This window comes from Sphingomonas sp. NFR04 (genome assembly GCF_900114095.1).
Taxonomy (GTDB): domain Bacteria; phylum Pseudomonadota; class Alphaproteobacteria; order Sphingomonadales; family Sphingomonadaceae; genus Sphingomonas.
Genome location: NZ_FORV01000007.1, coordinates 102,545 through 114,846 on the forward strand (window position 1 = coordinate 102,545; position 12,302 = coordinate 114,846).

General features: G+C 68.4%; 14 protein-coding genes. 7 read left to right on the forward strand and 7 right to left on the reverse strand.

Features of this window, described 5'->3' with window-relative positions:
* Positions 1–19: 19 nt before the first annotated feature.
* Together BM009_RS18135 and BM009_RS18140 are read right to left on the reverse strand one after the other, a co-directional pair.
* Positions 20–1,027, reverse strand: a complete 1,008-nt coding sequence (locus tag BM009_RS18135) for a zinc-binding alcohol dehydrogenase family protein (protein ID WP_093298569.1) — start codon at positions 1,025–1,027, stop codon at positions 20–22.
* A gap of 60 nt (positions 1,028–1,087) precedes the next feature.
* Entirely contained in the window at positions 1,088–1,918 is an 831-nt protein-coding gene (locus tag BM009_RS18140; RefSeq protein WP_093298570.1) for an amidohydrolase family protein, read from the reverse strand.
* A 149-nt stretch (positions 1,919–2,067) separates the two neighbouring features.
* Here BM009_RS18140 and BM009_RS18145 point away from each other — a divergent pair, with 149 nt between their 5' ends.
* Both BM009_RS18145 and BM009_RS18150 read left to right on the forward strand, forming a co-directional pair.
* Positions 2,068–3,054: an SDR family oxidoreductase gene (locus tag BM009_RS18145; protein ID WP_093298354.1), complete on the forward strand. Its 987-nt coding sequence runs from the start codon at positions 2,068–2,070 to the stop codon at positions 3,052–3,054.
* Positions 3,055–3,086: 32 nt separating this feature from the next.
* Complete coding sequence (locus tag BM009_RS18150) at positions 3,087–3,311, forward strand: hypothetical protein (RefSeq protein WP_093298356.1); 225 nt, start codon at positions 3,087–3,089, stop codon at positions 3,309–3,311.
* A gap of 127 nt (positions 3,312–3,438) precedes the next feature.
* Here BM009_RS18150 and BM009_RS18155 read toward each other — a convergent pair whose 3' ends face one another.
* Both BM009_RS18155 and BM009_RS18160 read right to left on the reverse strand, forming a co-directional pair.
* On the reverse strand, positions 3,439–4,698 hold the full coding sequence (locus BM009_RS18155) for a DUF445 domain-containing protein (protein ID WP_093298357.1): 1,260 nt from the start codon (positions 4,696–4,698) through the stop codon (positions 3,439–3,441).
* Positions 4,699–4,735: 37 nt separating this feature from the next.
* Positions 4,736–5,470, reverse strand: a complete 735-nt coding sequence (locus BM009_RS18160; RefSeq protein WP_093298359.1) for an SDR family NAD(P)-dependent oxidoreductase — start codon at positions 5,468–5,470, stop codon at positions 4,736–4,738.
* Between the two features lie 162 nt (positions 5,471–5,632).
* On the opposite strand from BM009_RS18160, the gene BM009_RS18165 reads away from it, so the two are divergent.
* A complete protein-coding gene (locus BM009_RS18165; protein ID WP_093298360.1) occupies positions 5,633–5,920 on the forward strand; it encodes a DUF1488 family protein in 288 nt (95 codons plus the stop codon).
* Positions 5,917–6,186 carry a hypothetical protein gene (locus tag BM009_RS18170; protein ID WP_093298362.1) on the forward strand — a complete coding sequence of 90 codons (270 nt, stop codon included), beginning with the start codon at positions 5,917–5,919 and terminating at the stop codon, positions 6,184–6,186. The genes BM009_RS18165 and BM009_RS18170 overlap by 4 nt, the downstream gene beginning before the upstream one ends.
* A gap of 206 nt (positions 6,187–6,392) precedes the next feature.
* On the opposite strand, the gene gyrB is transcribed toward BM009_RS18170, so the two are convergent.
* Positions 6,393–8,885 (reverse strand): DNA topoisomerase (ATP-hydrolyzing) subunit B, encoded by a 2,493-nt coding sequence (gene gyrB, locus BM009_RS18175; RefSeq protein ID WP_093298572.1) that lies wholly within the window; start codon positions 8,883–8,885, stop codon positions 6,393–6,395.
* 49 nt (positions 8,886–8,934) lie between these two features.
* Complete coding sequence (locus BM009_RS22705; protein ID WP_175488111.1) at positions 8,935–9,108, reverse strand: hypothetical protein; 174 nt, start codon at positions 9,106–9,108, stop codon at positions 8,935–8,937.
* Positions 9,109–9,184: 76 nt separating this feature from the next.
* On the opposite strand from BM009_RS22705, the gene BM009_RS18180 reads away from it, so the two are divergent.
* From BM009_RS18180 to BM009_RS18190, 3 genes are all read left to right on the forward strand, one after another.
* The gene (locus tag BM009_RS18180) at positions 9,185–10,180 is read left to right on the forward strand and encodes a ligase-associated DNA damage response exonuclease (RefSeq protein ID WP_093298363.1); all 996 of its coding nucleotides are present in this window, start codon (positions 9,185–9,187) and stop codon (positions 10,178–10,180) included.
* Between the two features lie 13 nt (positions 10,181–10,193).
* A complete protein-coding gene (locus tag BM009_RS18185; protein ID WP_093298365.1) occupies positions 10,194–10,799 on the forward strand; it encodes an SOUL family heme-binding protein in 606 nt (201 codons plus the stop codon).
* 188 nt (positions 10,800–10,987) lie between these two features.
* The gene (locus BM009_RS18190; RefSeq protein WP_093298366.1) at positions 10,988–11,455 is read left to right on the forward strand and encodes a hypothetical protein; all 468 of its coding nucleotides are present in this window, start codon (positions 10,988–10,990) and stop codon (positions 11,453–11,455) included.
* Between the two features lie 6 nt (positions 11,456–11,461).
* Here BM009_RS18190 and BM009_RS18195 read toward each other — a convergent pair whose 3' ends face one another.
* Positions 11,462–12,301, reverse strand: a complete 840-nt coding sequence (locus BM009_RS18195; protein WP_093298368.1) for an endonuclease/exonuclease/phosphatase family protein — start codon at positions 12,299–12,301, stop codon at positions 11,462–11,464.
* Position 12,302: the final 1 nt, after the last annotated feature.

Here is a 12,302-nt window from a genome sequence, read left to right on the forward strand (position 1 = left end):
CCGACGAGCGCTGCGTCCGTCAGAAGGCGACGATCGCCTTCAGCACATGATCGGCCTCCTCGATCAGCGCGGGCAGGCGCTGGGGGAGGTCGTCGGCATCGACGCTGTGGGTGTGGAGCCTGTCGGTAGGCACGTCGCCCGAGCGGATTGCCGCGATCACGCGCTGGAAATCGCTGGCGAGCGCGTTGCGGCTGGCGATCAGCACCGCCTCGCGCTTGTGGAATTCGGGATCGGCGAAGCTGAGGTCGCCGGGCGCCACGCCGACCAGCAGCAGCGCGCCGCCATGGCCGACGAAATCGAGGCTGCGGCGCATCGCCGGCAGCGAGCCGGTCGCGTCGATCACCACGTCGAACATGTCGCCTTGCGTCCGCGCCGCCAGCGCTTCGCCGAGCGCGTCGTCGACGACCAGCCCGTCGAAGCCGAGCTGCTCGCGCGCGAAGGCGAGCCGCTGGGCGCGCTGGTCGACCAGGGTCACCTGGAAGCCGTCGAGCCGCGCGAACAGCGCGCTGGCGATGCCGATCGGCCCGGCGCCGACCACCAGCATCCGCCCCTCGCCGTCCTTGGGTGCGCGCGACACGGCATGCGCGCCGATCGCGAGAAACTCGATCATCGCCGCCTGGTCGACGCTCAGCCCCTCGGCATCGATCACCGCGCTGGCGGGGACCGCCAGAAGATCCGCCATGCCGCCGTCGCTGTGGACGCCGAGCACGCGAATGTTGACGCAGGCATTGGGCTTGCCCTTGCGGCAGGCGACGCAGTGCCCGCAGGCGATGTACGGGTTGATCGCCACCGTCTGCCCGAGCGTGAGCGTCGTGCCCTCGCCCATCGCCACCACCTCGCCGCCCAGTTCATGCCCCATCACGCGCGGGTATTGCAGGAACGGGTGGCGGCCCGCGAAGATGTGATAATCGGTGCCGCAAAGGCCGACGCGGTGGATGCGGATCAGCACCTCGCCGGGGCCGGGCTCGGGCGCCTCCCGCTGGATCTGGGTCAGTTCGAACGGCGCGTTGCAGAGGATGGTACGCATGGCATGGGTCTCCTGCCGAAGCCCTGCCATGACCGTTCGCATATATGCAAGCCGGTTTTCTTATTCACTCGATTTCAGTGCATAGGCACGGGCCGCGTTGCCGCCGAACACCGCCGATTCCATCTCCGGACAGTGCCGCGCGACGTAGCGCGCGATAAGGTCGTGCGTGTCGGCATAACGGCCGGCGAGTTGGCACACCGGCCAGTCCGATCCCCAGAGGATGCGGTCGGCGCCGAAGCAGGCGAAGACGTGGTCGAGATAGCGTTCGAAGTCGTCCGGCTGCCAGTCGCGCGCGGCCTCGGTGATCAGGCCGGAGACCTTGCAGAACAGGTTTGGGTAGCGGGCGGCAGCAGCGATCTGCTCGGCCCAGGGCTGCCAGACGCCCGCGGCGATGTTCGGCTTGGCGGCATGATCGAGGATCAGCCGGCCTTCGCCGACCCGGTCGAAAAAGCGGGGAAGCGTGCCGAGCTGCGCGGCATTGACCAGCACGTCGTAGCTGAGCCCGGACGCGAGCACCGCGCGCACGCCGGCGACGAAGGCGTCGCCCAGCAGGAAATCGGCATCGAGTTCGTCCTGCACAACGTGCCGGTAGCCGACGATAGGCCCCGCCGGTCGCGTGGCGATCCGCTCGGCGATGTCGGGCGCGCGCAGGTCGATCCAGCCGACCACGCCCGCGATCCGCGGCTGATGCGCGACGCAGTCGAGGAGGAAGTCCGTCTCGGCCTCGCTCTGCCGCGCCTGTACCGCGACCGCACGATCGATGCCCGAAGCGGCCATCTCCTCGGCCAGATCGTCGGTGCCGAAGTCCCGCGCGATGGCGCTGCCGGATTCGATCCAGCCGAACGCTTCGGTAGTGTAGTGCCAGAGGTGGTGGTGGGCATCGATCCGCATGGCCCGTGCATAGCCGAACCCGTCGCGCTTCGGGAAGCGCCGCGACCGCACGAGCAAGGCTTTGTTTTGAAAGCCTTGCAACCCTTGCTCGTGCCTCCGGTTGATCGAGCGACACGGCGCCGTCCGCGCTGGCTGCTCGGAGACCCTGCTTGGCGACGACCCTATCCCCCCGCACCGCCGTGATCACCGGCGCCTCCAGCGGCATCGGCCGCGCCACCGCCCAGCTGTTCGCCGAACGCGGCTGGCGGCTGGTGCTCGCCGCGCGCGACGCCGACGCGCTGGACGCCCTTGCCGGCGATCTGCGCGGACGGGGGGCGGCGGTGCAGGTGGTGCCCACCGACATCGGCGACAACGCCGCCGTCGTGGCGCTGGCGGAAGCGGCGCAGACGTTCGGCGGCACGATCGACCTGTGGTTCGCCAATGTCGGCATCGGCGCGGTCGGTCGGTTCGAGGACGTGCCGATCGAGGCGCATGAACAGATATTGCGATCGAACCTGCTCGGCCACCTCTACGAAGCGCATGCGGTGCTGCCGATCTTCCAGCGTCAGGGCCGGGGCGTGTTCGTCAACATGATCTCGATGGTCGGCTTCGCCGCCGCGCCGCTGGCCGCCGCCTATTCGGCGAGCAAGTTCGGGCTAAAGGGCCTGTCCGAAGCGCTGCGTGCCGAACAGGCGGTGCACCCGCACATCCATATCTGCGACGTCTATCCGGCGCTGGTCGACACCCCCGCGCTCGACCATGCGGGCAACTATACCGGCAAGGCGATCCATCCGCCGACGCCGCTGCTCGATCCGCGCCGCGTAGCCGAAGCGGTGGTGCGCCTCGCCGATCATCCCCGGGCTACCACGCTGGTGGGCGCGCAGAACTGGGCGGCGCGGATCGGCCATGCGCTGGCGCCGACGCTCAGCCTGAAAATCATCGACCGCTGGTTCGAAGGCTATTTCGCCCAGGCGCAGCCGGCGGCCATCACGTCGGGCAACCTGTTTGCCCCGCCCGAGGACAGCCCGCGTGTCGCTGGCGGCTTCCGCAAGCCGCTGACCCGACGGCTGCCGCTGCTGCTGGCAGGCGGGACGTTGCTGGCGGTGGGGGGCGCCGCACTGCTCCGGCAGCGCGCATCGCGAACGGAACCAAGCTAGGCTATGTTCGTCGCCTCGACGTTGAGAGAGGAATGCAGATGACCACCAATCCGACGCGCGACCGTACCGAGACCGAACGCCACGCTCATGAAGTTGACGCGCAGGGCGCCCCGCCGCGCGACGGGCGCCTGGATGCGCTGGCCGGGGACGATCCGGACGGGATTCCGATGACGGGGGAGGAAGATCCTTGTGTGGAGGTGGAGCAGCTCGCCGACGACGCGGGTACCGACGCTGAGGCCGAAGCGCACCCGTCGTAACGCGCCTGAAGCCCCTCCTCCTTGGAGGAGGGGTTTGGGGGTGGAGGGATTCCAGAACGCCCGTTGGTCTCTGCGAGACACAGCCCCACCCCAACCCCTCCCCTAAAGGGGAGGGGCTTAAGATCGGCTACAGCACCACATCCACCGCGTGGATCGCCACGCCGACCAGCCCGCCGACCACGGTGCCGTTGATCCGGATATATTGCAGGTCGCGCCCGACCGCATTCTCCAGCCGCGAGGTGACCGTCTGCGCATCCCAGCCGCGGATCGTGTCCGAGACCAGCCGGACAATGCCGTCGCCATAGTCCGATGCCGCGCCCACCGCCGAGCGGCGCACGAAGCGGTTGATGGTTCGTGCCAGCTTCCGGTCCGTCTGCAGCGTGCCACCGAACTGGCGCAGCGCCTCGCCCATCCGGCCGCCCAGCGCGCGTTCGGGATCGCGCGCCAGCCGCAGCATCGCGCCGCGGCTCTGCTCCCAAAGCCCTTCCACCCAGCGCTGGAAGCCTTCATTCTCCAGCATCTCGAGCTTGAAGCTCTCCACCTTGGCCTGCAGCTCGGGATCGTGCTGCAGCCGGCCGGCGAGGCTCTCCAGCCCCTCCTCCACCTTGGCGCGGACGGGATGCTCCGGATCCTCGGCCATCTCGTCGATCAGCTTCTTCAGCCCCTCGATGATCTTGGTCGCCAGCGTCTCGTCGAGCCCGGTCCAGCGCATCACCGATCCGGCGCGGGCATGGACCATCTCGCGGATCAGATGCTCGTTCGCCTCCAGGATGCGCGCGCCGCCGCGGATCATCGAATCGAGCAGCGGCAAATGCCGCCCATTGGCGATCGCCGCCGCCAGCGCCTGGCCGAACAAGGGCGCGACGTCGATCGCGCGCAGCCGCGAGGCGATCGCGCCCTTCACCATGCCGCCCAGCCGCTCCTGGTCGAGCGATTCGAGGATGTTCGCCGCCAGCCGCGAAGCACCCGCGCCGATCCGCCCGGTGCCGTGCGACGGCGATGCCAGCCAGCGCCCCGCCGCGCCGGCCACGTCGAGCCGCTGCATCCGCCGCGCCACCACGCGGGGGATGAGGAAATTGGCGCGGAGGAACTGGCCCAGCGTGTCGGCAATGCGATCCTTGTTGCGCGGGATGATCGCGGTGTGCGGGATCGGCAAATGGAGCGGATGGCGGAACAGCGCGGTCACCGCGAACCAGTCGGCCAGCCCGCCCACCATCGCCGCCTCGGCAAAGGCGCGGACGAAGGGCAAGGCCGGGTGGAGGCCCTGGAAATGGCGCGCCGCAAGGAACAGCGCCGCCATCGCCAGCAACAGGCCGGTGGCGACCATCCGCATCCGGCGCAGGCCGGCGGGCGGAGGGTCGCTGCGGAGGCGGGGGGCAAGGCTCATGGCTGGTGCAACGCTGCGAGGGCCGCGTGCGCTCCGCTCAGCCTTCGCGCTGCACCGCGAACGGGCCGTTGGCCTGGTTCACCGGCATCAGCTCCAGCGTGTTGACCGCGAAGTGCGGCGGCAGCGTCGCTACCCACAGCATCGTCTCGGCAATGTCCTCGGCCGTCATCGGGTTCACGCCGGCATAGACCTTGTCCGAGGCCTCCTGGCTGCCGGTGCGGACCAGCGTGAACTCGGTCTCGACCATGCCCGGCTCGATCGAGGTGACGCGCACGCCGGTGCCGATCAGGTCGGCGCGCAGGTTGAGCGTGAACTGGCGGACGAACGCCTTGGTCGCGCCGTACACATTGCCGCCCGGATAGGGATAGGTCGCCGCCACCGACGACAGGTTGATGATCCCGCCCTTCCGCGCGACGAGGCCCGGCAGCAGCTTGTGGGTGATCGAAACCAGGGCGGTGATGTTGGTGTCGATCATCGTCCGCCAGTTATCGAGCGACGCCTGCTGCGCGGGCTCGAGGCCGAGTGCGAGGCCGGCATTGTTGATCAGCAGGTCGATGTCCGAAAAGGGCGCGGGCAGGCCGTCCAGCGCCGCTTCGCGCGCGGCATCGTCGCGGATGTCGAAGGCGAGGGTGTGGACGCGCTCGCCGGCGAGCTTCTCCAGCCGATCGGCGCGGCGACCGGTCGCCACGACATGCCAGCCGGCATCGGCAAAGGCGCGGACCGAAGCTTCGCCGATTCCGGCGGTGGCGCCGGTGATGAGTACGGTAGGCATGGCAACTCCTGAGCGTAACGGGTTTCCCCTCCTATACGCACGCCGAGGCGGTTTGGATCAGCTTTTTGCGCGGGGCACAGCGACCGCGGCGGAACGGCCAGCCGCTCGGAACCGCGCCCATGCTCGTGCCGTTTCGATCCCCAAGCGATGGAGTATTTTGGAATGGCCGCACCGCAGCTGGAAATCGACGACACCACCCTGTTCGACAATCTCGACGATCGCCAGCTCGAGTTCGATGGCGAGGTCGATGGCGACGCCTATCAGTTCGCGGTGCAGTATAGCGTGCTCGAGGCGCTGAGCGGCAGCCAGCCCGACGGCGATGCCGAGGAAAGCTTCCGCCGCTACCGCGACCCCATCCTGCAAGCCGCTCTCGCCGCGCTTGCCAAGGGTCCCGACCGGCCGATCATCGTGATCAGCGAGAACGATCTCGACCAGGAGGCACAGGCATGACCGAGGCACGCTGGGGCGACGACGCCAAAAACCCGCCGATCGACTGGACGATGAGCGCGGCGCTGGAAAATGTCGTGCGCGGCGGCGGGGACATCGCCGAGGTCACCAATCTGGGCGCGGCGGTGCGCGCCTGGCGCGACCTGGATCCCGACCACCGGGCGCACGCCGTCCTGATCCTCGACCATCCGGTGCACCTCGACGGCGCGGCAGTGAATCGCTTCGAAGGCGAAGGCATCGCGGCGCTGGCGGAGCGCCTTTCCGACTAAAGCGGCATCCGCCTCCCCTCTCCCGCTTGCGGGAGAGGGCCGGGGTGAGGGTGAGTCGGGCGAAGGAGAGGGCCGCATTGGCCCCACACACCCTCACCCTTCCGCCGCCTGCCAGCGGCTCCCTCCCTCTCCCGCAGGCGGGAGAGGGAAAGACCGATCCTCCTCCCGCCAAGGGGAGGATAAGGTGCTAGCCTCCGCGCTTTCGATCAGACGTCGAGATTCGCCACGCTGAGCGCATTCTCCTGGATGAAGTCGCGGCGCGGCTCGACCACGTCGCCCATCAGCTGGGTGAAGATCGCGTCGGCCACGTCGGCCTGGTCGATCGCCACCTGCAGCATCGAGCGGTTCTGCGGATCGAGCGTGGTCTCCCACAGCTGCTCCGCGTTCATCTCGCCCAGACCCTTGTAGCGCTGGATCGCCAGCCCCTTGCGCCCGAAGGCGAGGATCGCGTCGAGCAGCTGCGAGGGGCGCGACACCAAGCTCTCGCCCTTGCCGACCGCGACGGGGGCTTCTTCCTCCGGCACCGGTGCATCCACCTCGGTCGCCAGGCCCTTGTTCGAGACGAGCTTGGACGGCGTGAGATAGGCCGCCGCCTGCTCGCTCGCCAGCGTGTGCAGCTTGCGCGCCTCGGCCGAGACCAGGAAGCTCGCCTCGACGATGTGGTGATCGGTCACGCCGCGCCACAGCCGCTCGAAATGATAGCCGCCATCCTCGGTGATGCGCGCGCTCCACCGGGCTTCGGTGTCGGCGGCGTCGAGGCGGTGGACAACCGTCTTCAGTTCCTCGGCATGGCGCTCGCGGCTCACCGACGGATCGAGCGCGCCGCCCAGCGCCAGCGATTCGATGATCATCGGATCGTAGCGGCGCGGCACGTAGCGCATCAGCGTGCGCATGCGGCGGGCATGCTCGACCAGCGTGCGCAGGTCCTCGCCCGAGCGCTGGCTGCCATTGGTGTCGAGCACCGTGCCGCCCACGCCCGCATCGACCAGATACTGGTCGAGCGCCGCATCGTCCTTCAGATACACCTCGGAGCGGCCCTTGGTCGCCTTATAGAGCGGCGGCTGGGCGATATAGAGGTGCCCGTTGGTGATAATCTCGGGCATCTGGCGGTAGAAGAAGGTCAGCAGCAGCGTGCGGATGTGCGCGCCGTCCACGTCGGCGTCGGTCATGATGACGATCTTGTGGTAGCGCAGCTTCTCGATGTTGAAATCGTCGCGAATGCCGGTGCCCAGCGCCGTGATGATCGTGCCGATCTCGCGGCTGGCGAGCATCCGGTCGAAGCGGGCGCGCTCGACGTTGAGGATCTTGCCGCGCAACGGCAGGATCGCCTGGAAGTGGCGGTCGCGGCCCTGCTTGGCCGATCCGCCGGCCGAGTCACCCTCGACGAAGAACAGTTCGGACTTGGCGGGATCCCGCTCCTGGCAGTCGGCGAGCTTGCCGGGCAGGCTGGCGATGTCCATCACGCCCTTGCGCCGGGTGAGCTCGCGCGCGCGCTTGGCGGCCTCGCGCGCGGCGGCGGCGTCGATCACCTTCTGGATGATCTGCTTTGCGACGGCGGGATTCTCTTCCAGCCATTCGGCCAGCTTGTCGGCCATCAGGCTTTCGAGCGGCTGGCGGACTTCGGAGGAGACCAGCTTGTCCTTGGTCTGGCTGCTGAACTTGGGGTCCGGCAGCTTGACCGAGACGATTGCGGTCAGGCCCTCGCGCATGTCGTCGCCGGTGAGGGAGACCTTCTCCTTCTTCAGCATCCCCGACTTGTCGGCATAGTTGTTGAGCGTACGGGTCAGCGCCGCGCGGAACGCCGCGAGGTGGGTGCCGCCGTCGCGCTGCGGGATGTTGTTGGTGAAGGCGAGGACGTTCTCGTAATAGCTGTCGTTCCACTCCAGCGCGACGTCGATCGTCACGTCGTCGCGGGTGCCGCTGATCGCCACCGGCTCGGGCATCAGCGCAACCTTGTTGCGATCGAGATACTGGACGAACGCGGCGATGCCGCCTTCGTAGAACAGGTCGATTTCCTTCACTTCCTCGTGCCGCGCGTCGCGCAGCTTCAGGCGCACGCCCGAATTGAGGAAGGCGAGCTCGCGGTAGCGATGCTCGAGCTTCTCGAAGTCGTACTCGGTGATCTTGAACGTTTCCGGGCTGGCGAGGAAGGTGACTCGCGTTCCCTTCTTGCCGTTGGCCGGACCGATCACCTTGAGCGGCGCTTCGGCATCGCCGTGACGGAAGCGCATGTAATGCTCCTCGCCGTCGCGCCAGATGTTGAGGTCCAGCCACTCGCTGAGCGCGTTCACGACCGACACGCCCACGCCGTGCAGGCCGCCCGAGACCTTGTAGGCGTTGGTGTCCGAGGTGTTCTCGAACTTGCCGCCCGCGTGGAGCTGGGTCATGATCACTTCGGCGGCGGACACGCCCTCTTCGGAGTGGATGCCGGTGGGGATGCCGCGGCCGTTATCCTCGACCGAAACCGATCCGTCCGGATTGAGCGTGATCAGGATCAGGTCGCAATGCCCGGCCAGCGCCTCGTCGATCGCGTTGTCGGAAACCTCGAACACCATGTGGTGCAGGCCCGAGCCGTCGTCGGTGTCGCCGATATACATGCCGGGGCGCTTGCGGACCGCATCCAGGCCCTTGAGGACCTTGATGGAATCGGCGCCATACTCGTTCGCGTTGGGATCGTTCGTCTTGGGAGTGTCTGCCATGCCGAGGATATAGGGATTCAGGGCACGGAACGAAAGCAAAATGGGCGGTTCAGCGCTTCCGGTCGGCTTCGTCGTGCGCGTCGTAATTGCGGCGCGTTGCCGCCTCGGTCTCGTCCAGCTGGCGCTTCGAGGTGCGGTTGCGTGCGATCGCCCAGATCAGCGCCGCGGCGAGGACGATCGGGCCGACGATCACCAGCAGCCCCTGCATGCTCGACAAGTCCATGGCATCTCTCCGTTTTGCCAGGACCAACGAAGCCTGCGCCCCTTTCGATCCGTGCCCGCGCCCCCATATCGCCGCCATGACGCTCGGCAGCTGGCTCACCCCCGATCCTTGCGGGATCTACCTTCCGGCGGCGGACGCGTGGATCGACCCGTCCAAGCCGGTCGCGCGGGCGATCATTACCCACGGCCATGCCGATCACGCCCGCGGCGGTCATGGCGAGGTGTGGGCGACGCCGGGTACGCTGGCGATCATGGCGGCGCGCTACGGGCCGCAGAACGGCCGGTCGGTCGACTATGGCGAAAGCATCCAGCTGGGCCCCATCGAGGTAGGGTTCGTGCCCGCGGGGCATGTGCTCGGTTCGGCGCAGGTGGTGCTGGATCATGCCGGCGAGCGCATCGTCGTCTCGGGCGATTACAAGCGTCGGCCGGACCCGACCTGCACGCCCTTCCAGCCGGTGAAGTGCGACGTGTTCGTCACCGAGGCGACCTTCGGCCTGCCGGTGTTCCGCCACCCCGAGACCACCGACGAGATCGACAAGCTGCTGTCCGCGCTCCGCACCGAGCCCGAGCGCTGCGTGCTGGTCGGCGCCTATGCGCTCGGCAAGGCGCAGCGGGTGATCGCCGAGCTGCGCGCGATGGGATTCGACGATCCGATCTACATCCACGGCGCGCTCCAGGCGCTGTGCGACCTCTATGTCGAGCACGGCGTGGCGTTGGGCGAGCTGCGCCCCGCCACCGGCGTCGCGAAGAAGGAATTGGAGGGACGGATCATCCTCTGCCCGCCGGGCGCGCTCAACGATCGCTGGTCGCGGCGGCTGCCCGATCCGATCACCGCGATGGCGAGCGGCTGGATGCGGGTGCGCCAGCGCGCCCGCCAGCGCAATGTCGAGCTGCCGCTGATCCTCTCCGACCATGCCGATTGGGACGAGCTGACCCGCACCATCGAGGAACTGGCCCCGCGCGAAGTGTGGGTGACACATGGCCGCGAGGATGCGCTGGTACATTGGTGCAGGCTGCGGCAGATACGCGCCCGAGCGCTCGATCTCGCCGGGTTCGAGGACGAAGACGATTAAGGGAGTTTTGGTGATGGCGAAGGGCAAGACCTGGGCCTGGGTTGGCGGCCTGCTGGGCGGCACGGTGATCGTGGGTGCGGCGGCCTATTATGCGTTCGAGAAGGCGAGCGAACAGCCGCCCTTCACGCTGGTGGAAAAGGACGGCGCCTTCGAGATCCGCGACTATCCCGAGCTGGTGGTGGCGGAAACGCGCGCGATCGGCACGCGCGAGGCGGCGCTCAACGCAGGTTTCTCGCGTCTCGCCGACTATATCTTTGCCAAGCGCCGCGGCGATAATGGCGGCAGCGGCGGCGAGAAGATTTCGATGACCGCGCCGGTGCTCAGCACCAAGCAGGATGCCAGTTGGCGGACGCAGTTCGTGATGCCGTCGAAGTTCACCCTGGCGACGCTGCCCAAGCCCTCGGACAATGTCGATCTGGCGACCCGCCCTGCGCGGCGCGTCGCGGTGCTGCGCTTCTCGGGTTCGCCCGACGACGCTGCGCTGGAGAAGCGCGAGGCCGAGCTGCGCAGCTGGCTGGCAGCGAAGGGGATCAACGGCGGCGCGGTGGAATATGCCTTCTACAACTCGCCCTTCATTCCCGGCCCGCTGCGGCGGAACGAAGTGCTGATCGCGCTCTGACTCCAGATCCTCCCCTGATAGGGGAGGTGGCGCGCGCAGCGCGACGGAGGGGTGTCAGCGCTGGTGCGTCGTACGCCGCTTCGACGGGGACACCCCTCCACCACCGCCTTCGGCGGCGGTCCCCCTCCCCTTCCAGGGGAGGATCTTTTTGCCGCGATCTTGCCGCGGAGCTTTCCTACTGGAGCCCCATGACGATTCGCCCGCTCTTCGCCGCCGCTGCGGCCTTCGCTTCCTTCCTCGCCCCCGCCGCTGCGCAGGCACAGGCGCGCGACCCGTTCGGCGAGTGCCTCCGCGCGCGCACCAGCCGCGCCGATCGCGACGTGCTGATCCGCTGGGTGTTCGCCGCCGTCGCGCAGAGCGCCGCGGTGCGCGACATGGTGAAGGTCGACGAGGGCCGCCGCGTCGAGGCCAGCCAGCAGGCGGGCCAGCTGATCACCCGCCTCGTCACCCGCGATTGCCGCGCCCAGGCGATGGACCGGATGAAAAGCGATCCAGGCGCGCTGCAGAACAGCTTCACCGCGCTCGGCCGCGTCGCGCTGATGGACCTGGCGCAGGACCCCAACGTGGTCGGCACGCTCGCCGGCGTGCTCCAGTACACCGACATGGGCAGCATCACGATGATGCTGATGGAAGGCGGCCTGCGCCCCGGCGGCTGAGCCGGCTCAGCGCGCGAACCGCACCCGGGCGACGACCGGATAATGGTCGCTCGGGTAGACCTCGCCCCGATGGCTGTCCACGGTGGTGACCCGCTCGACCGCGAAGCCGCGCGTCAGGATCCAGTCGATGCGGCGGTCGCCCTTGCCGGTGAAGCCGTGGAAGGTGAAGTCGGGGCCCTGACGGTCCGGCCGCGACGCCCAGGCATCCGCGAGCGTCTTGGTCAGCACCGCATGGGCGGGCTTGTCGGCCGTGGTGTTGAAGTCGCCGGTTAGAATGACCGGCATATCCTTGGGGCCCGCCGCGATCCGATCGGACAGCAGCTGCGCACCCCGGGTGCGCGCATCCTCGTCCTCGTCGCGATAGGGGAAATGCGTGTCGTAGAAGCGGAAGCGGTGCCCGTCGCGGGTCTCGAAGGTCGCCCAGTTCACCATCCGCGGCAGCGGGTGGCCCCAGCTGATGCTGGCCGGCACCTCGGGCGTGTCCGAGAGCCAGAACTGGCCCTGCTCGACGATTCGCAGCCGGTCGCGCCGGTAGAAGATGCCCATATGCTCGTTGGCGTGCCCGCCATAGCGGTCGGTGCCGAACCAGGCATATTGCGGCAGCGCCTTGACGACGTCGTCCCCCTGGCGCTGGAACAGCTCCTGCGTGCCGATCAGATCCGGATCCGCTGCGCGGATCGTCGCGAAGGTGAGCTCGCGGCGCTTCTCCCACAGGTTCGCGCCGTCGCCATCGCTCGGCATGCGGATGTTGAGGCTCATCACCGTCAGCTCGGGCGCGCCTTGCGCCAGCGCCGGCGCGCACGCCAGCATCGCGGCAAGCGCCGCCACCATACCCCAAACACGCATG

What these genes read in the sequence shown, in the direction of transcription:
- BM009_RS22705 (WP_175488111.1), bottom strand. Translation starts at nt 9,108, where the DNA reads ATGGACTTGTCGAGCATGCAGGGGCTGCTGGTGATCGTCGGCCCGATC.
- BM009_RS18195 (WP_093298368.1), bottom strand. Translation starts at nt 12,301, where the DNA reads ATGCGTGTTTGGGGTATGGTGGCGGCGCTTGCCGCGATGCTGGCGTGC.
- BM009_RS18135 (WP_093298569.1), bottom strand. Translation starts at nt 1,027, where the DNA reads ATGCGTACCATCCTCTGCAACGCGCCGTTCGAACTGACCCAGATCCAG.
- BM009_RS18150 (WP_093298356.1), top strand. Translation starts at nt 3,087, where the DNA reads ATGCAGATGACCACCAATCCGACGCGCGACCGTACCGAGACCGAACGC.
- BM009_RS18140 (WP_093298570.1), bottom strand. Translation starts at nt 1,918, where the DNA reads ATGCGGATCGATGCCCACCACCACCTCTGGCACTACACTACCGAAGCG.
- BM009_RS18180 (WP_093298363.1), top strand. Translation starts at nt 9,185, where the DNA reads ATGACGCTCGGCAGCTGGCTCACCCCCGATCCTTGCGGGATCTACCTT.
- BM009_RS18170 (WP_093298362.1), top strand. Translation starts at nt 5,917, where the DNA reads ATGACCGAGGCACGCTGGGGCGACGACGCCAAAAACCCGCCGATCGAC.
- gyrB (WP_093298572.1), bottom strand. Translation starts at nt 8,885, where the DNA reads ATGGCAGACACTCCCAAGACGAACGATCCCAACGCGAACGAGTATGGC.
- BM009_RS18190 (WP_093298366.1), top strand. Translation starts at nt 10,988, where the DNA reads ATGACGATTCGCCCGCTCTTCGCCGCCGCTGCGGCCTTCGCTTCCTTC.
- BM009_RS18155 (WP_093298357.1), bottom strand. Translation starts at nt 4,698, where the DNA reads ATGAGCCTTGCCCCCCGCCTCCGCAGCGACCCTCCGCCCGCCGGCCTG.
- BM009_RS18185 (WP_093298365.1), top strand. Translation starts at nt 10,194, where the DNA reads ATGGCGAAGGGCAAGACCTGGGCCTGGGTTGGCGGCCTGCTGGGCGGC.
- BM009_RS18160 (WP_093298359.1), bottom strand. Translation starts at nt 5,470, where the DNA reads ATGCCTACCGTACTCATCACCGGCGCCACCGCCGGAATCGGCGAAGCT.
- BM009_RS18165 (WP_093298360.1), top strand. Translation starts at nt 5,633, where the DNA reads ATGGCCGCACCGCAGCTGGAAATCGACGACACCACCCTGTTCGACAAT.